The sequence below is a fragment of the Mesorhizobium intechi genome (genome assembly GCF_002879535.1).
GTDB lineage: Bacteria > Pseudomonadota > Alphaproteobacteria > Rhizobiales > Rhizobiaceae > Mesorhizobium > Mesorhizobium intechi.
On record NZ_PNOT02000122.1, the window covers coordinates 1 to 22194 of the forward strand.

Sequence of the window (22194 nt, forward strand, 5' to 3'; positions counted from 1 at the left end):
GCGTCGGCGTTTCCGTGGTCAACGCGCTGTCGGATCATCTCGAAGTCGAGGTCGCGCGTGGCCGCCAGCTGTATCGCCAACGCTTTTCGCGTGGCATTCCGGTAAGCGGCCTGGAGCAGCTTGGCGAGGTCCACAACCGGCGCGGAACGAAAATCCGCTTCCATCCCGACGAGCAGATCTTCGGCAAGGGCGCGGCCTTCGAACCGGCGCGGCTCTACCGCATGACGCGATCGAAAGCCTATCTGTTCGGCGGGGTGGAAATCCGCTGGACCTGCGATCCCTCGCTGATCAAGGAAAAGGACCAGACGCCGGCCAAGGCGGAGTTCCATTTCCCTGGCGGCCTGAAGGACTATCTCAAGGCGTCGCTCGGCGACGACTTTCAGGTCACCCGCGAAATCTTCGCGGGAAAAAGCGAAAAGCAAGGCGGCCATGGCTCGCTCGAATGGGCGGTGACCTGGTTCGGCGGCGACGGCTTCATCAATTCCTACTGCAACACCATCCCGACCGGCGAAGGCGGCACGCATGAAGCCGGCTTCCGCAACGTGCTGACCCGGGGCTTGCGCGCCTATGCCGATCTCGTTGGCAACAAGCGCGCGTCCATCGTCACCTCCGAGGACGTCATGATCTCGGCGGCGGGCATGCTGTCGGTGTTCATCCGCGAGCCGGAATTCGTCGGCCAGACCAAGGACAGGCTGGCGACGATCGAGGCGATCCGCATCGTCGAGACCGCGATCCGCGATCCGTTCGATCATTGGCTGGCCGACAATCCGCAGGAAGCCTCGAAACTGCTGGAATGGGTGATCGCGCGCGCAGACGAGCGGGTGCGCCGGCGCCAGGAAAAGGAAGTGTCGCGCAAAAGCGCGGTGCGCAAATTGCGCCTGCCGGGCAAGCTCGCCGACTGCACGCAGAATGCTGCTGCCGGTGCCGAACTGTTCATCGTCGAAGGTGACTCCGCCGGCGGCTCGGCCAAGCAGGCACGCGACCGTGCCAGCCAGGCCGTATTGCCGCTGCGCGGCAAGATCCTCAACGTGGCCAGTGCCGGCAACGACAAGCTGGCCGCCAACCAGCAGATATCGGACCTGATCCAGGCACTCGGCTGCGGCACGCGATCAAAGTACCGCGACGAGGATCTGCGCTACGACCGGGTCATCATCATGACCGACGCCGATGTCGACGGCGCCCATATCGCTTCGCTGCTGATCACCTTCTTCTACCAGGAGATGCCCGCACTGGTGCGTGGCGGCCATCTCTATCTGGCGGTGCCGCCGCTTTATTCGATCCGGCAAGGCGGCAAGGTCGCCTACGCCCGCGACGACGCACACAAGGATGAGCTTCTGCGCACCGAATTCACCGGACGCGGCAAGGTCGAGCTTGGCCGCTTCAAGGGCCTGGGCGAGATGATGGCCTCGCAGCTCAAGGAGACCACAATGGATCCGAGGAAGCGTACGCTTCTGCGGGTCGATGTGATCGACGCCGAGGCAGCGACGAAGGACGCGGTCGACGCGCTGATGGGCACCAAGCCCGAAGCCCGCTTCCGCTTCATCCAGGAACGTGCCGAATTCGCCGAGACGGAAGTGCTGGATATCTAGCTGCTGGCCAGTTTAGCTTGCGCTTCCGATAAGGAGACCGGCATGTGACCTGGGCGCGGCTGAAAGCCTATTTCGAGACGAGTCTGGCCGGGTTGACGCAGCCGACGCGCTCGGACTGGATTTTTGCCCTGCGCACCGTTTCGGCCGGCCTGATCGCGTTGCTCGCCGCCTATGCCCTCAAGCTCGACCACCCGCAATGGGCGATGATGACGGTGTTCATCGTCGCCCAGCCTGTCGCGGGCATGGTGCTGGCGAAGGGGTTCTACCGGTTGCTCGGCACGCTGGCGGGCGGGCTGGCGGCGATCGGCATCACCACGATCTTCGGCACCAACCCATGGGTTTTGGTGACGGTGCTCGCCGTCTGGATCGGCATCTGCACCTTCGTCTCCTCGTTGCTGCGCAATCCCGAAGCCTATGGTGCGGCACTTGCCGGCTACACGGCGATGATCATCGGCCTGCCTGCCTTCGGACAGCCGCACCTGGTCGTCGATCTCGCTGTCGCCCGTTGCGCGGAAATCGTGCTTGGCATCGTCTGCGCCGGCGTGACCAGCAGGCTGATCCTGCCGAAACTGGCCAGCGATGCCATCATTTCGCGGCTGAAGCGCTGCATTCTAGACCTTGCCACCTATGCCGCAGGTGCCTTCTCGGGAGGTGATACAGCGACACTTTCCGCACTGCATCGCAAACTCGTCGCGGACACCCAGACACTGGGCGAGATGCGCGCCTATGCCAGGCTGGAAGCGCCGAGCTTCGCGCCACGTGCCCACCCCGTGCGGCGCACCATCGGACAATTGCTCTCGGCCCTGTCGGCGGCACGCGCGCTGCATTCGCACGCCGCTCCGAAAAACGCCGTCCTCATCCCGGTGCGTTCGGAATTGCAGGCCCTTGTCGGTGATTTGGCGGCAAAGCCCGGCGCACTGGACGACACGGCACCCTGGGTGCAACGGCTCGACGCGATCGCGGCCAAGGCCCGGCAACTGCCCGATGCCTCGGTCGATCAGGGTGACGACAGGGTTGGCACCATCACCCGCCTCACCATCGCCGCCGATTTCGCCGAGGCGCTCAAGCAGGTGCTGCGCGGGCTCGATGCCTTGCGTTCACCGGTCACCCGCACCGGCCGCGCCAGCAGGCAGCCTGCCCTGGTGGTGCACCGCGACTACCCCGGTGCATCGCGCAATGCCGTGCGCGCTGCCCTTGCCACCTTGCTGGTCGCGGCCTTCTGGTTGACGACGAAATGGTCCGAGGCGGCGGGCACGGTCATTCTCGTCGCCGTTGTATCCAGCCTTTTTGCCGCCCGCCCCGATCCAGTGCAGGTGTCCTGGGGCTTTTTCAGGGGAACGCTGCTTGCCTTGCCCTTTGCCTTTCTCATAGGCCAGATAGCGTTGCCCGCCCTGCCCGGCTTTGGCTGGTTCGTCCTGTTTGTCGTGCCTATCCTGGTGCCGACGGCGCTGGGCATGGCCAATCCGCGCTATGTCGGCGTCGCCACGGCCTTCGCCATCAACTTCCTCGCTTTCCTCAGCCCGCATCAGGCGATGACCTACGATCCCGGCCCGTTCTTCGCCTGCTCGGCGTCCGTGCTGGTCGGCATTCTGCTGGCGATCGGCGTATTCGTTGCCGTGCTGCCCGCCGATCCGTGGCTCGCGGCAAACCGGATCGTACGGGCCATGCGCGAGGATCTGGCACGGCTTTGCCTGCACGAGCGCGTGCCGAGGCGTTCGGCCTTCGAAAGCCTCGCCTATGACCGGATCAACCAGCTGATGCCGCTGGTACAGAACTCCGGCAGGAAGGGCGAGGCGGCGCTGGGCGGCGGCGTTGCCGCAGTGACGGTCGGCCTGGAGATCCTTAGGCTGCGCGGCGCGAGCCAAAACCATGCCATCCCGTCCGAAACCTCGCTTTCGATTGCCAATTTCCTGAGGGGGCTGGCGCGCGAACTGCTTTTCCGCGCTCCGGGTGATCCGCACACAGCCACCGTCGCTGTCGCCCGGCAGTATGCTGCGAGCATCGCCCGGCGCAACGCCACCGGCGACACGCTGCAGATCGCGGCATCCCTGCGCATCATTGCCGCCGCGATGGAGGATTTTCCGGACTTTTTCGCGAAAGACCGAGGCTAGGCCGCCGCTATCGCCAGCGCATGACCGCGTGCGTTTTCGCGCAGCGCATCGAGATGGATCGACTTGACCAGGGCGGCGAGATCGCCCTCCGCGGACTGCCCGCCCAACTCCTTGAGCATAAGCCAGCTGACTTCCTGCACGCCGGCGACACGCTTGCCGTTGGCGACCTCGCGCCAGATCTTCAGCGCACGCAGGATGATCGCATGTGTTGCCGCAGCCAGGCCCGCGCTGCGAAACAGCGCCTGCAAGGCGACATCGTGGCCGCCGGCCAGCAGCGCCCTCACGCGCGGTTCGGACATCTGGCCGAGTGCCACCAGCGTGGAGCCGAAGAAATCGACCTTGCCATGCGCGATCGTGCGGATGAGGAAGCCCGCGGTGAGATCGCCGCGCAGCCTGAGATGCTCGATCAACGCGGCATGTTCTTCCTGGCGCGTGCCCTCGATCAGCGTCACCGAGGCCTTGACGCAGGCGTCCCGCAGGACGCGATCGGCTCGCGCGGCGCCCATCAATGCCATGACCAGCGGCGATGTCTTCAAAGTCTCGCCGAGCTTGATGAGCAGCATGTGCCGGCAGTCGGCAGGCAGCCTGATATCCGAAATCAGCGCCTCGCGCACCAGCGGCAGATGCCCATGGCGTTCGGCCATGCGACGGAAGCTCAGCGACGCGATGTTGGCGCCGCTGTTGGCGAGCAGCACCGCGCAGGCTTCAGACTCGCCGATCTCGGCGATTGCCGCCGACAGCGCCATCGAGACAACAGGACGGTCGGCGATCAACTTCTGCGTTGCCTTCTGGCTCGCCGCCACGCGGTTGATCAGATCGGCATCGGTAAGCAGCGGTGAGCGCGCCAGCACCACGCCGGCGACTTCCGGCTGGTCGGACGCCAGCGCGCTGATGATCTGCAGCGGCGCATGGTGGCTCATGGAGAGCGCTTCGGCCATCGCCAGCCGCACTTTCGACGAAGCATCGTCGAGCAGCAGCGTCAGCGCCGCCTCAGCGGCGCAGCGGTCCTCGAACGGCAATTCGGAATTGACATAGGCCCGGGCCAGCGCGTTGGCCGCGGCCGCGCGCTCGGACACTCTTGCCGTGTAGATCCATTTCAGGAAATGCGAAACAACAACCATGCCAGTCTGCTTACGCCCCTTGCCGGAAGGCTTCCGGCCCCGCTGAAGACGGTAGGCAGAAATGGTTTACGAACGGTTCACCATGTTCATTAACTGGCTTGCGACCGCCGGATGCAGCGCCTATCAACCGTCAATCAGCGCAGGAGACTGAAGATGGCCGGCCTACATCTCGAGGAATTCGTCGTCGGCCATGTCTTCCAGCACACGCTGCGCAAGACCGTGACCGAGAGCGACAACATGCTGTTTTCGGTGATGACGCTGAACCCGCAGCCGCTTCATATCGACTTCGATTTCGCCGCCAGGAGCGAATGGGGCAAGCCGCTGGTCAACTCGCTGTTCACGCTCGGCCTGATGATCGGCATTTCGGTCAACGACATCACGGTCGGCACGACGGTCGCCAATCTCGGCATGAAGGAAACGGTGTTTCCGCATCCGGTCTTCCACGGCGACACCATCCGCGTCGAGACCACTGTCATCTCGGTGCGGGAATCGAAATCGAAGCCGGATCGCGGCATCGTCGAATTCGAGCACCGCGCCTACAACCAGCATGGCGACCTGGTCGCCAAGTGCACCAGGCAAGCGATGATGCTGAAGAAGACCGCCTGATGCGCTCGCTGCTGTTCGTTCCCGGCGATTCCGAGCGAAAGCTGGAAAAGGGATTCGGCGCCGGCGCCGACGTCGTCATCGTCGACCTCGAAGATTCCGTGGCGCCGCAGAACAAGGCGACGGCGCGCGTGGTCGCGGCACGCTTTATCGCCGAACGCAGGGGGCAGATCGGCTCGGCGATCTATATCAGGGTCAACGATCTGTCGACGGGATTGACGGATGATGATCTTGCCGCGCTCGTTCCGGTGAAGCCGGACGGGGTCATGCTGCCGAAATCCAACAGCGGCCAGGATGTCCAGCAGCTCTCGGCAAGGCTTAGGGTCCGGGAGGCCGAGAACGGCCTGTCCGACGCCACCATCAAGATTGTACCGATCATCACCGAAACCCCGGCGGGTGTACTCGCCGCCGCGAGCTATGCCGGCGCGAGCGCACGGCTCGCCGGCCTCACCTGGGGCGCGGAAGATCTGTCCGCGGCGGTCGGCGCACGCACGGCCCGCGACGAGCACGGCCGCTACACCGACGTGTTCCGCCACGCTCGCCTGACGACCATCCTGGCGGCGGGTGCCGCTGAGGTCGCGGCGATCGACACCGTGTTCCCGAACTTTCGCGACATGGCTGCCTTCGCCGCGGAATGCGCGGAGGCCGAACGCGACGGCTTCACCGGCAAGATGGCCATCCACCCCGATCAGGTGCCCGTCATCAACGCCGCCTTCACGCCCTCGGCCGAGGCGGTGAAGCGGTCGGCGGCGATCGTCGCGGCGTTCGAGGCCGCGGGAAATCCCGGTGTCATCGGCATTGACGGCAAAATGTTCGACCGCCCGCACCTGCGGCTGGCCGAACGGCTGCTGGCGCGCGCGAAGGCGGCAGGGATCTCCGTTTAGTCTGGCGAGCCTTTGCTCGTCAGTCCCGCGCCAGCACGATGATCCGGTCTTCGGGCAGGTAGGCCAGCGCTTCCGACCTCAGGGGATTGACGGTGACGCCGCCCAGCGCCCGCTGGTCGGCATCCCCGGCGCGGATGCGCCGGTAGCCTATGGCGATCTCGCCGCGCAGCCGCGCCGATTCCGCGATCGTCCAAAAGGTCAAGGGCTGGTCGATGGCGACATAATCGGCGACTGGGCGCATGTAGATTTCGGAGCCTTGCTCGTCGAGCAAATCATCGAAGATCGCGGCCAGATACGGGTTCTCGGAGGCCTGCGCCAGCATCAGGCTGACCAACCGGTTGCTGACGACGAAATCATCGGCCTTGGTTACCGCCGCAAGCTCGCGGTTGCGCACGTCGATCATCTCGCTGACGATGGAGATGTGCAGGCCGGCATCATCGGCGATCTTGCGCAGATGCAGCAATGTCACCAGCGTGCGCGTGTCGGCCGGCTGCGCGGCCATGGTTTCGCTATAGCCGAGGACGAGCACGTGGTCGAAGGAAGGCACGTCCAGGCTCGAAAGCGCCGTGCTGCTCGACGTGTCGGTGATGCGGCAGGAAACCGACAGATTGTCGCCGGCGACCGGCAGTCCGGCAACTTCCTGCTCGAGGCCAGGCGTATCGGCGGCGATGGTCAGGATCGAACCAGGCGCGACATAGCGCGACAGTTCATAGGTGATGATAGGCCCGCGCCGGTTCCAGCCGAGGATCAGCGTGCGCTCCGGCTTCGCCTCGACAGGCTGTGGCCCGCGGATCGCCGCTGCATCGATCTGGATCGCAGTGCTGCCGAACCTGATCGCGGCATCGTCCTCGGCGATGATGATGGCGCGCATGTCCTTGTCGATTACCAGCTCCGACGACGGGTTGAGATTGACGTGCCCCTTATGGTCGCAAAGCCCGATCAGCGTGCAATGCTCATAGGCCATCACCGCCTCGCCGAAGGTCTTGCCGGTGAGTTCCGGCTGCGCCGTCGTATAGATCTCGCAGCCGTCGAAGTCGAGCAGCTCCGAATAGACGCCGCTCAGGCCCGACTGTCGGCTCGAATGCACGACGATGCGCGAGATCAGCTGATCGGCCAGCACGAGCTGCACCTCGGCCCCGCCGACGACGCGGGCGACCTCGGCATTCTTGCCGTCGCGGATTTCGGCGGCGATGTTATAGGGGTCGGTGCGCCGGCTCGGGTCGTTGACCAGCGCCAGCACCGTCTTGATGACCTGCGAATCCGGATCGTCACCGTCCGGCGACAGAACGATGACCGACCGCGAAGTCTGCGGATTGACGATGGCCAGATCATAGAGATCCGTCGGATCGCCACTGCGGCAGATGATGCGCGTGTTGCCCAGTTTGCCGACCTTGGCGGTGATTTCGTCCTCCATCGCGACCTTGTCCATATTGGCCATGACGACGATGCGCGGACGGCGGCGGCTGGCATTGGCGATGACGAGCTCGGAGATGACGTCGAAGATCGACGGCGACCAGTTGAGGATGATGGTATGATCGGCCTCCAGGACGCGCGAACGGCCCTTGCGCAATTCATCGAGCTTGCTGTCGACGCCGGCGCTGAGCACGCCGATGAGGGCAGACACGACGAAGATGCCGGAAAGCGTGACGACCAGCATGACGATGCGGAAGGCCCAGCCGGTGTCGCCGCCCATCGTCCCGGAATCGAGCGTGCGCATCAGCGATTCCCAGAACGCTTCGAAAAAGTTCAGCGGCTCGCCGCCTTCCGGCGCGATGCGGGTCACCGCAAGGAAAGCCGCCGCGGCGACGATGATCAGCAGGGAAACGACCGCAAGCCAGCCGATCAGCGCGATCGGGCCGGCGGCCATGCTCTTGTCGAAGCCGTAGCGCAGCCGGGTTCCCAGCGTGTCTCGTCTCTTCATGCCACTGGTGCCCCCGCACTATTCCAAGGTCGATGCGCCAGCCCAACGCATCGCCGAAGCCGCTCTCTTAGCGTGTGTTCAGAGGAAGGGGAATCGTTTTCGCGCGGCCACGGCTAAGGAAGCCGCGGAGAGGCGAACCTGCCGCACGCGTCTCTGGGGTCGCTGCTACCAGACCATCGGGATCAGGCGATAGCGCACCCGCGTTGTGTAGTCGTCATAGCCGCGCAGGCCGGTGCGCAGCGTCTTCTCCTCGATGAAGGTGCGGATGGCCAGGAGAACGACGAACGCGAGCACCGATACCAGCCCCCACCAGGAGCCAAGCAGGAGTGCCGTGCCGGCGAAGAAGAGGATGGCGCCGGCATACATCGGGTGACGAACGTAGCTGTAGGGGCCCGTGGTGATGACGTGCTGTCCGCGTTCGTCCTGGATCTTCACCACGGGTGCCGCGAAACTGTTCTCTAGCATGGTCAGGTAGCAGATCCAGATGCCGACCACCATGACCATCGCGCCGACCGCCTGCGCCCAGAACGGGACCGGCGACCAGCCGAAACGGAAGTCGAATCCCATGAAGCTCAGCCAGCCGAAGATGCCGATGAGAAGTATGGAGAGGAGGACCTTGTCGGCCGGGGTCTGATCCTTCTGGATGGGAGGACTCAACCGCTCGTTCATCAGGCCCGGATCGCGCCGCGCCAGCGCCACCCCCATGGTGAGGCTGAGCCCCATCATCACGATCAGATAGACCCATGCCCCTGGCCAATGCACCGTTCCGGCCGACAGGAAGAGCAAGGCGCCCATGACGCCGAACCAGATGAATGTCTGAACCACCAATTTCGCGATCATGATCGACCTTCCACGTTATGCCCTTCGCCCCATTGGTTGAAATAGACCAATGGTCTATCATACCGACCGGCGGTCTATATTTCAAGCGGACTATCTGATATGAGTGCTGGACGGGAACAGCCGTCGCGTGCAGAAGATCTGGTCATGCCCCGTGTCATCAAGCATCCAGAGATCAGGCGAGAAGACATTCTGGACCATGCCCAGGCCCTGTTCCTGACGCAGGGCTACGACAGAGCGAGCCTCAACGACGTGATAGCCTCCGCCGGCATCTCGAAGGGTGCCTTCTATCACTACTTCCCCTCCAAGGAGGCTCTTCTGGAAGCCTTGGCCGACCGTTTCGCGCGGCAGGCGCTGGCTGGGGTCCAGGGTATACTTGATGATCCCGGCCTCGACCCGCTTGGCCGGCTGAACAGCCTGCTCAGCCAGTCTCGGCAGGCCAAGATCGAGACCGCGGCGGAGGCCTGGGCTCTTTTCGAAACGATGTTCCGGCCGGAGAACCTGGTGCTTTTCCATCGCATCAACCTGGCAGCCAACGCGTCGTTTTCGCCCCTGCTGGTCAAGATCATTCGGCAAGGTGTCGAAGACGGCACCTTCAGGACCTTCGATCCGGAGGGTGTGGCTGATATTGTCATGCAGTTCGGCTTGGCCACGCACGATGTCGTCGCCAAGGCGATTGCCGGCGGCAGCGATGCCGATATGGAGGTCGCGATCGAAGTCCTGGAAAAACGCGTCAGGCTCTACGAAATCGCTCTCGACCGCATCCTCGGCCTTCCCGACGGCAGCATACGGATCGGAGAACCCGGCTATATCAGAGCCGTCATGACGGCCCGACGGAAAGCCGACAAGGCGCGGTGACTTGCCAGGTCCAGAACCCTACTCTTTGCCCCAACGTGGCCGGCGCATCGAAAAGACCTCGTCGACGCTGGCGTAGTCCATGTAGCCGAGCCGAGCCACATTGCCGGCCTTGGTGATGTCGAACAGGCCGTCTTTCAGGAAAGCGTCGTCAATATGCACGCCGACCACCTCACCGGCGACAACGACGGCGCTCGTCGGCGTTCCATCCAGCGCCTTCGGGCGAAACACCTCCGTCACCCGGCATTCCAGCGCGGCAGGCGCGGCCGCCACGCGCGGCGGCTTCACCAGACGCGAAGGCGCCATGGCGAGATCGGCATAGACGAACTCGTTGACGCCGCGCGGCGCGTTGACGGACGTATAATTCATCTTCTCCGCGAGATCGCGGCTGACCAGATTGGCGACGAACTCGCCGGTCTCCTGGGCAAAGGTAGCGCTGTCCTTCTCGCCCTCCGAGGAGAACCAGACGATGAAGGGTCGCGTCGAAACGGCATTGAAGAAGGAGTATGGCGCCAGGTTGATCTCGCCTGCCCCATTCAGCGTCGATATCCAGCCGATCGGCCGCGGCGCCACGATCGCCTTCGACGGATCATGCGGCAGCCCGTGCCCCTTGGACGGCTCGTAGAACATTCAGCCCGCCCAGGGCCCTGAGTAATCGGCATAGAGCTTTGCCGGATCGGGCCTTGGCCGCTCCGGCGCCGGGCCCGCATAGGAGCCGATATGGATGAAACCGACGATGCGCTCCTGCGGCGCCAGTCCAAGGATCGCCCTGCCCTCCGGCACGTCGGAATACCAGTTGCTGATCATGTTTGTGCCATAGCCCAGCGCATTGGCTGCGATCATCAGGTTCATCGCCGCCATGCCGCCGGACAGGAACATCTCCCATTGCGGGATCTTGGGGTTCTCCTTCGGCACCGACACCACGCCAATCACCAGCGGCGCGCGCGAAAAGCGCGCCAATTCCTGGTTGCGGCGGCCCTCGGGCAGCGGCCCTTCCCTCTGTTCGGCAAGCGCCGCCAGCTTCTTGCCGATCTCGACACGGGCATCGCCGCGATAGAGGATGAAACGCCAGGGTTCGAGCCGGCCATGGTCAGGGACGCGCGTGGCAGCAGCAATCATCGTTGCGATATCGGCATCGCTAGGCGCTGGCGCCTTGAGGTCCGGAATCGGTGCTGAATTTCGGGTCAGCAGGAAGTCGATGATCGGCGACGCCATGGGCGCAAGTCTCCTGAACACTCTGTTTTGAGCTGAAGCGCACCATCGAGAATTCGGGCGGCTCGGGCAAAGGCGCGCCAGCGCCAGGCTCAAGAGTCCGCGGATCGGACTCTTAAGCCTTGAAATTGCCACCGCCATGGGCTTCAACGCAAGGCATGTTTGAGGGGCGACTGCGTCTTTTCCTGGTCTGGCTCTGCGCCGCGCTGTTCATGCTGCCGGTCTCCCTGGCTGCTGCGCAGGAAAAGGATGGCGTGGGCGACCTGAAACTCCCCGGAATTTCGAGCTACGCGACGCCCAAGAGCGAAGCCCCGCTGGCGCTTGGCGGCGGTGGCGCCATTACTTTGTCGGCGCAGCTGACCGACAAGGGCACCGACATCACCCGTGGCCTGGTCTGGCGTGTCTTCAAGCCCGAAGCCGTCAACGGCAAATTGCCGATGGTGGCCTCCGCGCATGGCGGCAGCGCCGTCTTCCAGCTCGAGCCCGGCAGCTATCTGGTCCATGCCTCGTATGGCCGCGCCGGTGCCACCAAGCGCATCACTGTCGGCAAGGAAGCCAAGCGGGAAAGCCTCGTGCTCGACGCCGGCGGCCTGAAGCTCGACGCGGTTCTGTCCGGCGGCGTGCGAATTCCCCCGAAAAAACTGCGTTTCTCGATCTATGAAGGCACGGCCGAGGCCAATGGCGACCGCGCGCTGATCATTCCCGATGTCGAGCCCAACAGCGTCGTGCGGCTCAATGCCGGCATCTACCATGTCGTCTCGACCTACGGTGCGGTCAATGCGGTAATCCGCTCCGACATCCGCGTCGAGGCCGGCAAGCTGACCGAAGCCACCGTCGAGCATCATGCCGCCGAGATCACCATGAAGCTGGTACGCGAAACCGGCGGCGAAGCCATCGCCGACACGTCATGGTCACTGCTCAACGAATCCGGCGATCCGATCAAGGAGACCGTCGGCGCCTTCGCCTCGATGGTGCTTGCCGAGGGTGACTACACCATCATCGCCAAGAACCGCGACCGCATCTACCAGAAGGATTTCACGGTGGTGGCCGGTCAGAACCAGGAAATCGAGGTTCTGGCGTCCGAAGCCGCGGCCATGGACCCCGAAGAAGGCGCGGACTAGCCTCAGGCTGCCAGTTTCGTCCGCGCCGGCAGGAACGGAATCCGGCGGCGCGGCACTTGCGGCGCTAGGTCGAACACACCGCGGTAAAGCCGGTCGAGCAATGCCTTGCGGTCGCGCAGCGGCTCCAGGTGGCTCCAGCTCAGAACGTCGCCGACGCGCACGTCGATCGCCTTGCCGGACAGCCGCGCGAATTCGTGGATCAGCATCGAAAGGCGCAGGGTCAGCGAAGCCTTGCCGACGAATTTGGCCACGCGGCCATCGCGATCGGCCATGTTCATCGGCCCGCTGACCAGATGGAACAGCCTGCCATTCTGTCCGGAAAAATGCATCGGAATGACGGAGGCCTTGGCATCCTGCACGAGACGCGCCGGGAACATCTTCCATGGCAGGTCGCGCGCCCGGCCAAAGCCTTTCGGCGCGGTGGCGACGCCACCGGCGGGGAACACCACGATGGTGACACCCTCCTTCAGCAGCCGCACCGCCTCGTGGCGGACGGCGATGTTGTTCTTCAGCGCTTCCTTGGTCTCGGAAAAGTCGATCGGCAGCGAATAGGGCTCCATCTCGCGGATCTTGAGCAGATCCTTGTGGATCATCACCCTGAACGGCCGCCCGAGCTGCTCCGCCAGCGACAACACGGCAATGCCGTCGCCGATGCCGAACGGATGGTTGGCCACGATCACCAGCGGCGTGTCCGGTAATGGCGCGGGCGGCCATTGGTCGGCGCTGCGTATCCGCACCTCGATCAGGTCGAGCATGCGGCTGAACACGCGCTCGCCTGATGGCACCACCTGGCGGCGCCAGAAATCATAGAGCGCGGCATAGCGGTCGCGCCCTGACAGGCCTTCAATGGAATGGATGACCCAGCGCGTCAGCGCCGGCTGTCGCGGATTGGCATAGGAAAGCTCGGGAAACGGTTTTTCGCGCGTCTTCAGCTTGAGCATGAGGGCTCGGTACAAGGTTGCCGTGACAGGGATATGAAAATGGCGGTGGATCGCTCCACCGCCATTCCCGGGACTATGGGATCAGGCCGCGCGTTTGCGCCTGCGGTCCGGCGTAACTGCCTCTTCGGCCAGTTGCGCGATCGCCTCGGCGAGGCCAAGCGACTCCTGGTCGCGCGAGCCGAGCCGACGGATGTTGACCGTCTGTTCCTCCGCCTCGCGTTTGCCGCAGACGAGGATGACCGGCACCTTGGCCAGCGAGTGTTCGCGAACCTTGTAGTTGATCTTCTCGTTGCGCAGATCGGCTTCCGCCAGCATGCCGGCGGCCTTCAGCTTTGCCACCACCTCGGTCGCGTAGCTGTCCGCCTCCGATGTGATCGTTGCCACCACCACCTGCAGCGGTGCGAACCACAGCGGGAAATGGCCGGAATAATTCTCGATCAGGATGCCGAGGAAGCGCTCCATCGAACCGCAGATGGCGCGATGCACCATGACCGGCTGCTTCTTCTCCGAATCCGAGCCGATGTAGAAGGCGCCAAAGCGTTCCGGCAGGTTGAAATCGACCTGCGTGGTGCCGCATTGCCATTCCCGGCCGATGGCGTCCTTCAACACATATTCGAACTTCGGCCCATAGAAGGCGCCCTCGCCCGGATTGATCGAGGTCTTGATCCGATTGCCGGACCGCGTCCTTATGGTCTCCAGCACGCTGCCCATGATCGCCTCGGCATGGTCCCAGGCCTCGTCGGTGCCGACACGCTTGTCCGGCCGCGTCGACAGCTTGACGCTGATTTCGTCGAAGCCGAAATCGGCATAGGTCGACAGGATCAAATCGTTGATGCGCAGGCATTCCGACGCCAGCTGCTCCTCGGTGCAGAAGATATGCGCATCATCCTGCGTGAAGCCGCGCACGCGCATCAGACCGTGCAGCGCGCCCGACGGTTCGTAGCGGTGCACATTGCCGAATTCGGCAAGTTTTACGGGCAGATCGCGATATGACTTCAACCCATGCTTGAAAATCTGCACATGGCCCGGGCAGTTCATCGGCTTCAGCGCGAAGACGCGGTCGTCGTCCGTATCGTCGCCGGCCACCGTCACCTTGAACATGGCATCGCGATACCAGCCCCAATGGCCTGAGGTCTCCCATAGGCTCTTGTCGAGCACCTGCGGCGCGTTGACCTCCTGGTAGCCCTGCTCGTCGAGCCGGCGGCGCATGTAGTTGACCAGATTCTGGAACATCTTCCAGCCCTTGGCGTGCCAGAAGACGACGCCCGGCCCCTCTTCCTGGAAATGGAACAGGTCCATCTCCCGCCCAAGCTTGCGGTGGTCCCGCTTCTCGGCCTCCTCCAGCATCGTCTGGTAGGCCTCGAGCTGCGCCTGGTCGGCCCAGGCCGTGCCGTAGATGCGCGTCAGCATCGGGTTGTTCGAATCGCCGCGCCAATAGGCACCGGCCACCTTCATCAGCTTGAAGGCGTTGCCGATCTGGCCGGTCGAGGCCATGTGCGGGCCACGGCAGAGGTCGAACCAGTCGCCTTGCGCATAGATCTTGAGGTCCTGATCCTCGGGAATGGCGTCGATCAGTTCAAGCTTGTAGCGCTCGCCCTTGTCGGCGAAGACCTTTTTCGCCTTGTCGCGCGACCACACTTCCTTGGTGAACGGCTTGTTGCGCGCGATGATCTCGCGCATCTTCTTCTCGATCACCGGAAAGTCGTCCGGAGTGAACGGCTCGTTGCGGGCGAAGTCGTAGTAGAATCCGTTCTCGATCACCGGTCCGATGGTCACCTGCGTTCCCGGCCACAATTCCTGCACGGCTTCCGCCAGCACATGCGCCGTGTCGTGGCGGATGAGCTCGAGAGCGCGCGCATCGTCGCGGGTGATGATCTCGACCTTGCCGGACTTGCCGAGCGGGTCGGAGAGGTCACGCACGGTGCGATCAATGGCGTAGGCGACGGCCTTCTTGGCCAGCGACTTCGAGATCGATTCGGCAAGGCCGGCACCGGTCATCGCCGCGTCGTAGTCGCGGACGGAGCCATCGGGAAATGTCAGGGAAACGGAATTCAGCATATGGTTCTCCTATCCAGTCCCGCAAACGAGCGCGGGTGGTGAAATGCATGTCACCCAGAAATGTATGACGGTCCTGGGGTTACGGCATGCACACGATAAAACCGGATGCGCCAATAACATGGACAAACGGCAGCGCGGGTTTTAGAGGCAGCGCCGTGCCAGGTAAAGAGTGCTGACTGTCCGGCCGTCAGGAAATGTCGGCAGAGATGTCGCAGCCCTCCGCCCAGGCTTGCGAACATCGCCGCAATCGTCTGGAATTGTCGCTATGGACAACGCAACACCCAGCCGAACCGCCCTTGGCGTCGCCCGCATGAGGGCTCTGCATCAATTTTCGCCGCAGGCGGAGCTGTTTCGCGATCCCTACGCGATCGCGATTCTGGGTGAAGCCGCGCCCTCGGGGCGCGAGCTTGAAGGGGAAGACGAACGCAGCCGGCGCATGCGTCTGTTCGTGGCAGCGCGCGCCCGCTTCGCCGAGGACTGGCTGGCGGCCGCGGTGCATCGCGGTGTCCGCCAACTCGTCGTGCTTGGCGCCGGCCTCGATACGTTTTCGCTGCGCAATCCGTATCCCTACCTCGGCGTGTTCGAAGTCGATCACCCGGCCACGCAAGCCTGGAAACGTAAATGCATTGCCGATAGCGGTCTCGCCGAGCCTCTCGCCGCGAGATTCGTGCCGGTCGATTTCGAGCGGCAAAGCCTGTCGGCGGAACTGGCCGCGGCCGGTTTGCAGTCGACCGCGCCGAGTTTCTTCATCTGGCTGGGGGTCGTTCCCTACCTGACGAAGGAAGCGATCTTCAGAACCTTGTCCTGGATAGCGAGTGTCCCCGGCTCGGAGGTCGTGTTCGACTACAGCGAACCGGCGACGAACCGCGACGCGGCGGGACAGGCGGCGCTGGCCTTCCATGCGGCCCGCGTCGCATCTGTCGGGGAGCCATGGATCAGCTTCTTCGTTCCGGCCGAGCTGGCGAAATCCCTGGGCGAGCTCGGCCTCGACGAGATTGAAGATATCGAGAGCGGCGATATCGCCGCCCGTTTTTCCGAGGCCCCGAAGGAAATGACGAACACTTCCGGCGGCCACATCATCCGCGCGCGCCGAAGCGCTTAAGCAATTCCAGGAAAAGCGTGCCCGGGAAAAGCGCTGAGCGCTTTCCCTTGGAATTGCGGAAAAACAAGGCTCATTTCACCAGCAACGGCAGGTCTTTCAGAAACGCCGCCCGCGTCTTGAGGCCTTTTGGCATATCGGTGCGGGTGGCATCGACGACCAGGCGGGCAAAGACGATCTCTTGGCCGTCCTTTTTCGCCCAGCCGACGAACCAGCCGAGCGAACGTTTGTCCCTGATCTTGTCGGCATCATTGGCCAGCCTTGTGCTGCCGGTCTTGCCTTGCACCGTCCAGCCTCCGGCCTGGAATGTCGGGATGATGGCTGACGTCATGTCGTAGGCCCTGGCCGAGACCGGGAGCTTGCGCGCCAGCAGCTTGCGCAGGAAATCGACCTGCTCGACCGGCGTGATCTTGAGCGAGGAGTTGACCCAGGAATGGGTAAGCCCGTCATTCTTGCCGGGATTGCCGGAAACGTCTTTGTTGCCATAGTCGAGTTTCGAGACATAGCCGGCAAAGCTCTCCGGTCCAAGCTTGCGAGTGATTTCACGCGAATACCAGAGGATCGAATCCTTTTCCCAGATCGTCGGGTCGACTGTCTTCTGGTCCCGCTTCACGGCCGCGAACTCGGGTTTGTAGTCCCAACTCGGCGTGTGCTCGTCGCTCAGGATCCCGGCGTCATAGCCGATCAGCGAAAGTGGCACCTTGAACGTCGAGGCCGGGCTGAACCGCTGGTCGCAGGTGCCGTCCTGGTAAAGCACCTTGCCGGTCGCCGCGTCAGTGATAAGCGTGCACTGCACATCCCCAAGCGGCGCCGACTGCGCGCGCATCGGGAACCCCAGCAGCCAGGCGAGCAGGAAGAGGACTCCGGCCAGGATAAAGGGAAGACGGTCGATGTTACGCATTGGTGCTCGCTCCAGAAGGGTGTTCGCGAGCGGGCTTAGCGAGGTCTCTTGTCTCGATTTTGTCTCAAATGCGCAGTCTTTGTGCAGGCTTGCGTTAACCCTACCGGATCGTAAACATGCAGTGCCGCCAAATGTGTGGCCGGCTCGGTTATGCGCCCGTTTCGGCGCGCTTGCGGCCGATCCGCCAGTACCGCCAGGGCATGAACCAGACATAACGGTCGGCCAGCACTTCCGGCACCAGGTCGATGCCGTGCGTGCCGAATGGTCCGCAGCGCAGCACGCGGAAAAACCCCATCCAGCCGCCGGCCCACAGGCCATGGCGGGCGATCGCCTCATGCGCGTACTCGGAACAGGTCGGCAGATGCCGGCACGAATTGCCGACAAAACCGGATAAAGTCAGTTGATAGAGACGTACGAACGAAGTGCCAAGCAAACGGCCAGGCGTCTTGCGCCACGGGCCGGGCCAGTTGCGCCCCCGCCCCGGCGGTCTGACAGTATGGGCATGCCCATGCCGGTCGTGCACCGCAGTCTCCGTATCGCGTTTCCCTGCGATAGATGTGAGCTTCGTCGGGAGAACGCAATCCCCGCCTCTGTCCCCTGTGCAGTCATGGGCGGGAGCGACGAGACGGCAGCCTGTCAACCGGAGGCGCCCAGCGGCCGTGGCGGACAGGCTCTTCGCCACACCTTGCGCGGTGTCTTTCGTCACGCCATTGGAACGTTGCGACCCGCATCACATCGCCAAAGATGCTCAGGAACTGGATCATGGTCGGTCTCCTTTGACGCGATTAGACCGCCGCTGGCCTTGGCCCTCAAACGAGTATAATTTCCACTTCGGATAATCCTGGGTTATGCGAATGAAGCGCGGGCGGCTGCCTTTAACGGCATTGAGGAGTTTCGAGGCGGCGGGCCGGCACCTGAGCTTCAGCAAGGCCGCGGAGGAGCTTTTCGTTTCCCAGGCGGCGATCAGCCGCCAGATCCGCGAACTTGAAACCTTCCTGCGCCAGCCCTTGTTCGAACGTCACCATCGCCGTGTCGAACTCACCGACACCGGCCGCCGGCTGCTTGATCAGCTTGTCAGAAGTTTCGACGCCATCGATCGGCTGCTCGGCGAGTTGGTGGCAGCCCCGGCGCAGTCCGTGGTTCGTGTCAGCGTCGAGCCGTCGCTTGCCTCCGTCTGGCTGGTGCCCCGGCTCAACCGGTTTCGCCAGTTGCGGCCCGATATCGACGTGTCCCTCGAAGTCGATGCCAGGCTGATCGAATTCCGCAGCGATCAACCCGAGCTTGCCTTGCGCTTCAGCGCCAACGCGACCTCCTGGCCCCGCAGCCAGGCAGAGCGGCTTGCCTCCACGGTCGATTCACCGGTTTTGTCGCCGGCGCTGCTCGCCTCGGGCCCTCCCCTCGAGAAGCCGATCGACCTTGCCCGCTACACACTTTTGCATGAGGAAAATCGCCAGGGCTGGACGCGCTGGTTCGAAGCCGCCGGCGTGCCCGCCGATGCAGTGCCCGCGCGGGGGCCGATGCTGGCGGACATATCGCTTTCAAAGCAGGCGGCCCTGCTCGGACATGGCGTGGCGTTGGGCGATCTCTTGCAGATCGGCAAGGAGCTCGAAACGGGCGCGCTGGTCAAGCCGTTCGACATCGACGTTGCGTCCGGCGGCTACTGGCTGGTGGCCAGGAGCTTGAAGGAGCTTTCCGAGCCGGCGGCGGCGTTCGCCGACTGGGTCAGAAGCGAATTTGCCGAAAGCAGACGGACATTGGAAGCAAAGGACTAAGCCGGTTCCCGAGCCGGAGCTCCCGCGACTTTGCCTTGTTGTATTTTTCGAGAAGCGTGTCGATGTCGTTTACGCCGACTGCCGGACGCCCGCCCGTTGTGTCCTGTGCCGGTGGAATGTGAGGACGACCTCGCGCCACAAAATGGCAAGATCAGGCCGCTTGTTCGGCGCGCTTCTTCTCGATCTGGCCGATGGCGTCGACCACGGCGTCAAAGGTCAGCATGGTCGAGGCATGCCGTGCCTTGTAGTCGCGCACCGGCTCCAAATATTTGAGGTCAGCGAAGCGCCCTTCCGGCGGTGCGCCGTTCTCTTTCAGCATTCTCAGCATCGCTTCGCGCACCGTGCGCAATTCCTCGGCGCTCGCGCCGACGACGTGCTGCGCCATGATCGAGGACGACGCCTGGCCGAGCGCGCAGGCCTTCACGTCGTGGGCGAAATCGGTGACCACCCCGTCCTCCATCTTGAGATCGACGGTAACGGTCGAACCGCACAGCTTGGAATGCGCCTTGGCGGTCGCGTCCGGATGGTCGAGCCGGCCGATGCGGGCGATGTTTCCGGCAAAACCGAGAATTTTCGCGTTGTAGACATCGTTGATCATTATTTTCCAATCCGTCGCCGCCAAGCGAACAGCGATTGCCGCTGCTGCGTCTTCCTTTCGCTCGCTACGACCTTATATAATGCCGGCAGTCCGGTAACGACAAGGCGATGGGCGCCGATGTCCTGGCCGGGAAGTTCACGCCGCTTGCGGGGCTGGAAACGGGGCGAGTTTCCGACACCGAAAGGTCGTGGTCCGTTCAACTCGTTCCTCCTTGGAGAGGAACTACGGGAGACGCCTTTTATGGATGCCGTCATCAAGAAACTCATGCCCCAGGCCGCCTACATGGAAAAGCCGGTCACCGACCGGCCGAGCGAGGCGGAGGTCGAGGCCGCCGTGCGGACATTGCTGCGCTGGACCGGTGACAATCCGGACCGCGAGGGGCTGATCGACACACCCAAGCGCGTTGCCAAGGCCTACCGCGAGATGTTCGGCGGCTATGACATGTGCCCGGCCGACGAACTCGGCCGCACCTTCGAGGAGGTCGCCGGCTACGACGATCTCGTCATCGTCAAGGATATCCAGTTCCATTCGCATTGCGAGCACCACATGGTGCCGATCATCGGCAAGGCGCATGTCGGCTACCTGCCGGATGGCAAGGTCGTCGGCCTGTCCAAAATCGCACGTGTCGTCGATATCTTCGCCCATCGCCTGCAGACGCAGGAGGCGCTGACCGCGCAGATCGCCGGCGTCATCCAGGATGTGCTCAATCCGCGCGGCGTCGCTGTCATGATCGAGGCCGAGCACATGTGCATGGCCATGCGCGGCATCCGCAAGCAGGGATCCACCACCCTCACCTCCACTTTCACCGGCGTTTTCAAGGACACGCCCGAGGAGCAGGTTCGTTTCGTCACCATGGTTCGCGGCGGCGGGGCATAACGTCTAGGCCGATATCGCTAGGCCATGATCCCGAAAAACGCCGACCGGTTTTCGCGGACAAACGGAAACGTTTGTCCAGAGATAGTGGTCAAACAGGAAGATCTACCGGCGATGTCGGCACTGGAATTTCCCAAAACTCCATCGGACAAGAAAGCCCTGGAGGAAGGCGCGGTGTTTTCGCCGCGCTTCGACTCCGTCGGCCTTGTCACCGTCGTCGTCACCGATGCGGAAGACGGCATGCTGCTTATGGTTGCGCATATGAATGCGCAAGCCTTGGCGCTGACACTGGAAACCGGCATCGCCCACTACTGGTCGCGCTCGCGCAGTGCACTTTGGAAGAAGGGCGAAACCTCGGGCAATTTCCAGCATGTCGTCGAGATGCGCACCGACTGCGATCAGGATGCATTGTGGCTGCGCGTCAAAGTGTTGGGCCACGACGCAACCTGTCACACCGGCAGGCGTTCTTGCTTTTATCGGACGGTGGGGCTTGTCGACGGCAAGGGGACGCTTGTTGACGACGGCAGCAAGCCGCTGTTCGATGCGGAAATCACGTATCGGAAGCCTCTGTGAACCATTCCATACTCACGAACCACTTATGTTCACTATTCTCAAACATCCTTCTGATATGAGTGATGTGGGACAAGGGAGATCATGATGCTCGAGTGGGCGTCATTGCGTAACAGACCGGATGTCAGGGAGGCCAACGGCCTGACCTCTCCCGGCGGCGCGTCCGAAACGAAACCTCCCAAGAAAACAGGCATTTCGCTCGCTTTGGGCGGTGGTTGCGCCAGAGGCTGGGCTCATATCGGCGTGCTTCGCGCGCTCGACGAAGCTGGCATCGAAGTTTCGATGATCGCCGGCACCTCGATCGGCGCGCTGGTGGGCGGCTGTTATCTCGCCGGCAAACTGGATGAGCTGGAAGAGTTCGCCCGCAGCCTGACCAAGCGGCGCATTTTTGGCCTGCTCGATCTCAACCTGCGCGGCAGCGGCCTGTTCGGCGGCATGAAACTCGATGCCCGTCTGCGCGAGCATGTGGCGGGCGTCCGTTTCGAGGACTTGCCAAGACCTTTCGTCAGCGTCGCATCGGAAATCCGCACCGGCCACGAGATCTGGCTGTCGCACGGCTCGCTGATCACAGCCATGCGCGCGTCCTACGCATTGCCCGGCGTGTTCGAGCCGGTGAATTGCAACGGCCGCATGCTGGTCGACGGCGCGCTGGTCAATCCGGTACCGGTTTCGGTCTGCCGCGCCTACGAGCAGCCGCTCGTCGTGGCGGTCAACCTCCATTACGACCTGTTCGGCCGTGCCGCCGTGATCAAGCACAGCGCCGGCGAACTGGTCGTCGAAAAGGACGCGGCAAGGCCGGGCCAGATCGACACCGGGCACCAGTCGCATCAGACACGCCTCGGCATCACCGGCGTAATGGTCGAGGCTTTCAATATCATCCAGGACCGCATCTCGCGTGCCAGGCTGGCCGGCGATCCGCCAGATATGTCACTGCAGCCCAAACTCAGCCATATTGGCCTCACCGAATTCCATCGCGCCGACGAAGCGATCCAACTCGGCTATCAGGCGACGATGGCACAGATCGGCGAACTGACCCGGCTGCAGACCGTCCTCGCCTGAGGCCAGCCGGCGTCCGAGACACCGCGGGTAGCTCCCATCGACGGAGTGATGCCGCACACTTGAGGCATT

Annotated in this window: 21 protein-coding genes; 11 read left to right on the plus strand and 10 right to left on the minus strand. The window is 63.3% G+C overall.

The features are described from left to right. Both C1D09_RS10935 and C1D09_RS10940 read left to right on the plus strand, forming a co-directional pair. On the plus strand, positions 1–1589 hold a 1589-nt coding region (locus C1D09_RS10935), incomplete at its 5' end, for a DNA topoisomerase IV subunit B (RefSeq protein WP_143974274.1). Positions 1590–1633: 44 nt separating this feature from the next. After that, positions 1634–3700, plus strand: a complete 2067-nt coding sequence (locus C1D09_RS10940) for an FUSC family protein (protein ID WP_143974275.1) — start codon at positions 1634–1636, stop codon at positions 3698–3700. On the opposite strand, the gene C1D09_RS10945 is transcribed toward C1D09_RS10940, so the two are convergent. Continuing rightward, positions 3697–4821 carry a DUF2336 domain-containing protein gene (locus tag C1D09_RS10945; RefSeq protein ID WP_143974276.1) on the minus strand — a complete coding sequence of 375 codons (1125 nt, stop codon included), beginning with the start codon at positions 4819–4821 and terminating at the stop codon, positions 3697–3699. The two genes, C1D09_RS10940 and C1D09_RS10945, sit on opposite strands and share 4 nt — an antisense overlap. 111 nt (positions 4822–4932) lie before the next feature. Here C1D09_RS10945 and C1D09_RS10950 point away from each other — a divergent pair, with 111 nt between their 5' ends. Both C1D09_RS10950 and C1D09_RS10955 read left to right on the plus strand, forming a co-directional pair. Beyond that, positions 4933–5427, plus strand: coding sequence for a MaoC family dehydratase (locus tag C1D09_RS10950; RefSeq protein WP_484177372.1), 495 nt, complete (start codon positions 4933–4935; stop codon positions 5425–5427). After that, positions 5427–6308 carry an HpcH/HpaI aldolase/citrate lyase family protein gene (locus tag C1D09_RS10955; RefSeq protein ID WP_143974278.1) on the plus strand — a complete coding sequence of 294 codons (882 nt, stop codon included), beginning with the start codon at positions 5427–5429 and terminating at the stop codon, positions 6306–6308. The genes C1D09_RS10950 and C1D09_RS10955 overlap by 1 nt, the downstream gene beginning before the upstream one ends. Positions 6309–6327: 19 nt before the next feature. Here the strand turns inward: C1D09_RS10955 and C1D09_RS10960 are convergent, their stop codons facing one another. Together C1D09_RS10960 and C1D09_RS10965 are read right to left on the minus strand one after the other, a co-directional pair. Then, complete coding sequence (locus C1D09_RS10960) at positions 6328–8229, minus strand: CASTOR/POLLUX-related putative ion channel (RefSeq protein ID WP_143974279.1); 1902 nt, start codon at positions 8227–8229, stop codon at positions 6328–6330. A gap of 165 nt (positions 8230–8394) precedes the next feature. Continuing rightward, positions 8395–9069 carry a methyltransferase family protein gene (locus C1D09_RS10965; RefSeq protein ID WP_143974280.1) on the minus strand — a complete coding sequence of 225 codons (675 nt, stop codon included), beginning with the start codon at positions 9067–9069 and terminating at the stop codon, positions 8395–8397. Positions 9070–9213: 144 nt separating this feature from the next. Between C1D09_RS10965 and C1D09_RS10970 the strand changes: the two genes are divergently transcribed. Next, positions 9214–9924, plus strand: coding sequence for a TetR/AcrR family transcriptional regulator (locus C1D09_RS10970; RefSeq protein WP_143974281.1), 711 nt, complete (start codon positions 9214–9216; stop codon positions 9922–9924). Positions 9925–9942: 18 nt separating this feature from the next. On the opposite strand, the gene C1D09_RS10975 is transcribed toward C1D09_RS10970, so the two are convergent. Both C1D09_RS10975 and C1D09_RS10980 read right to left on the minus strand, forming a co-directional pair. Continuing rightward, positions 9943–10551, minus strand: a complete 609-nt coding sequence (locus tag C1D09_RS10975) for a flavin reductase family protein (protein ID WP_143974282.1) — start codon at positions 10549–10551, stop codon at positions 9943–9945. After that, on the minus strand, positions 10552–11136 hold the full coding sequence (locus C1D09_RS10980) for a nitroreductase family protein (protein WP_143974283.1): 585 nt from the start codon (positions 11134–11136) through the stop codon (positions 10552–10554). Positions 11137–11291: 155 nt separating this feature from the next. Between C1D09_RS10980 and C1D09_RS10985 the strand changes: the two genes are divergently transcribed. Then, positions 11292–12254, plus strand: a complete 963-nt coding sequence (locus tag C1D09_RS10985) for a hypothetical protein (protein ID WP_143974284.1) — start codon at positions 11292–11294, stop codon at positions 12252–12254. A gap of 2 nt (positions 12255–12256) precedes the next feature. Here the strand turns inward: C1D09_RS10985 and C1D09_RS10990 are convergent, their stop codons facing one another. Both C1D09_RS10990 and thrS read right to left on the minus strand, forming a co-directional pair. Further along, positions 12257–13195, minus strand: coding sequence for a lysophospholipid acyltransferase family protein (locus C1D09_RS10990; RefSeq protein WP_143974285.1), 939 nt, complete (start codon positions 13193–13195; stop codon positions 12257–12259). A gap of 81 nt (positions 13196–13276) precedes the next feature. Then, positions 13277–15253, minus strand: coding sequence for a threonine--tRNA ligase (gene thrS / locus C1D09_RS10995; RefSeq protein WP_143974286.1), 1977 nt, complete (start codon positions 15251–15253; stop codon positions 13277–13279). 265 nt (positions 15254–15518) lie between these two features. Between thrS and C1D09_RS11000 the strand changes: the two genes are divergently transcribed. Further along, positions 15519–16355, plus strand: coding sequence for an SAM-dependent methyltransferase (locus C1D09_RS11000; protein WP_143974287.1), 837 nt, complete (start codon positions 15519–15521; stop codon positions 16353–16355). A 70-nt stretch (positions 16356–16425) separates the two neighbouring features. Here C1D09_RS11000 and blaOXA read toward each other — a convergent pair whose 3' ends face one another. Continuing rightward, complete coding sequence (gene blaOXA / locus C1D09_RS11005; protein ID WP_143974288.1) at positions 16426–17253, minus strand: class D beta-lactamase; 828 nt, start codon at positions 17251–17253, stop codon at positions 16426–16428. Between the two features lie 148 nt (positions 17254–17401). Then, positions 17402–17776, minus strand: a complete 375-nt coding sequence (yidD, locus tag C1D09_RS11010) for a membrane protein insertion efficiency factor YidD (RefSeq protein WP_143974289.1) — start codon at positions 17774–17776, stop codon at positions 17402–17404. Positions 17777–18107: 331 nt separating this feature from the next. Here yidD and C1D09_RS11015 point away from each other — a divergent pair, with 331 nt between their 5' ends. After that, on the plus strand, positions 18108–19025 hold the full coding sequence (locus C1D09_RS11015) for a LysR substrate-binding domain-containing protein (protein ID WP_143974290.1): 918 nt from the start codon (positions 18108–18110) through the stop codon (positions 19023–19025). A 151-nt stretch (positions 19026–19176) separates the two neighbouring features. Here the strand turns inward: C1D09_RS11015 and C1D09_RS11020 are convergent, their stop codons facing one another. Beyond that, positions 19177–19623, minus strand: coding sequence for an iron-sulfur cluster assembly scaffold protein (locus tag C1D09_RS11020; protein WP_143974291.1), 447 nt, complete (start codon positions 19621–19623; stop codon positions 19177–19179). 240 nt (positions 19624–19863) lie between these two features. Between C1D09_RS11020 and folE the strand changes: the two genes are divergently transcribed. The 3 genes from folE to C1D09_RS11035 all read left to right on the plus strand — a co-directional run bounded on the left by folE (position 19864) and on the right by C1D09_RS11035 (position 22125). Next, the gene (folE, locus tag C1D09_RS11025; RefSeq protein WP_140890395.1) at positions 19864–20499 is read left to right on the plus strand and encodes a GTP cyclohydrolase I FolE; all 636 of its coding nucleotides are present in this window, start codon (positions 19864–19866) and stop codon (positions 20497–20499) included. Positions 20500–20610: 111 nt separating this feature from the next. Beyond that, the gene (hisI, locus tag C1D09_RS11030; protein WP_143974299.1) at positions 20611–21069 is read left to right on the plus strand and encodes a phosphoribosyl-AMP cyclohydrolase; all 459 of its coding nucleotides are present in this window, start codon (positions 20611–20613) and stop codon (positions 21067–21069) included. Between the two features lie 84 nt (positions 21070–21153). Beyond that, positions 21154–22125 carry a patatin family protein gene (locus C1D09_RS11035; protein WP_143974292.1) on the plus strand — a complete coding sequence of 324 codons (972 nt, stop codon included), beginning with the start codon at positions 21154–21156 and terminating at the stop codon, positions 22123–22125. Positions 22126–22194: the final 69 nt, after the last annotated feature.

Bases quoted from the DNA above. Each gene is read 5' to 3' on its own strand.
- C1D09_RS10945 (WP_143974276.1), bottom strand. From the start codon at position 4,821: ATGGTTGTTGTTTCGCATTTCCTGAAATGGATCTACACGGCAAGAGTG.
- C1D09_RS10950 (WP_484177372.1), top strand. From the start codon at position 4,933: ATGCAGCGCCTATCAACCGTCAATCAGCGCAGGAGACTGAAGATGGCC.
- C1D09_RS10955 (WP_143974278.1), top strand. From the start codon at position 5,427: ATGCGCTCGCTGCTGTTCGTTCCCGGCGATTCCGAGCGAAAGCTGGAA.
- C1D09_RS10960 (WP_143974279.1), bottom strand. From the start codon at position 8,229: ATGAAGAGACGAGACACGCTGGGAACCCGGCTGCGCTACGGCTTCGAC.
- C1D09_RS10965 (WP_143974280.1), bottom strand. From the start codon at position 9,069: ATGATCGCGAAATTGGTGGTTCAGACATTCATCTGGTTCGGCGTCATG.
- C1D09_RS10970 (WP_143974281.1), top strand. From the start codon at position 9,214: ATGCCCCGTGTCATCAAGCATCCAGAGATCAGGCGAGAAGACATTCTG.
- C1D09_RS10975 (WP_143974282.1), bottom strand. From the start codon at position 10,551: ATGTTCTACGAGCCGTCCAAGGGGCACGGGCTGCCGCATGATCCGTCG.
- C1D09_RS10980 (WP_143974283.1), bottom strand. From the start codon at position 11,136: ATGGCGTCGCCGATCATCGACTTCCTGCTGACCCGAAATTCAGCACCG.
- C1D09_RS10985 (WP_143974284.1), top strand. From the start codon at position 11,292: ATGTTTGAGGGGCGACTGCGTCTTTTCCTGGTCTGGCTCTGCGCCGCG.
- C1D09_RS10990 (WP_143974285.1), bottom strand. From the start codon at position 13,195: ATGCTCAAGCTGAAGACGCGCGAAAAACCGTTTCCCGAGCTTTCCTAT.
- thrS (WP_143974286.1), bottom strand. From the start codon at position 15,253: ATGCTGAATTCCGTTTCCCTGACATTTCCCGATGGCTCCGTCCGCGAC.
- C1D09_RS11000 (WP_143974287.1), top strand. From the start codon at position 15,519: ATGGACAACGCAACACCCAGCCGAACCGCCCTTGGCGTCGCCCGCATG.
- blaOXA (WP_143974288.1), bottom strand. From the start codon at position 17,253: ATGCGTAACATCGACCGTCTTCCCTTTATCCTGGCCGGAGTCCTCTTC.
- C1D09_RS11015 (WP_143974290.1), top strand. From the start codon at position 18,108: ATGAAGCGCGGGCGGCTGCCTTTAACGGCATTGAGGAGTTTCGAGGCG.
- C1D09_RS11020 (WP_143974291.1), bottom strand. From the start codon at position 19,623: ATGATCAACGATGTCTACAACGCGAAAATTCTCGGTTTTGCCGGAAAC.
- folE (WP_140890395.1), top strand. From the start codon at position 19,864: ATGGATGCCGTCATCAAGAAACTCATGCCCCAGGCCGCCTACATGGAA.
- hisI (WP_143974299.1), top strand. From the start codon at position 20,611: ATGTCGGCACTGGAATTTCCCAAAACTCCATCGGACAAGAAAGCCCTG.
- C1D09_RS11035 (WP_143974292.1), top strand. From the start codon at position 21,154: ATGCTCGAGTGGGCGTCATTGCGTAACAGACCGGATGTCAGGGAGGCC.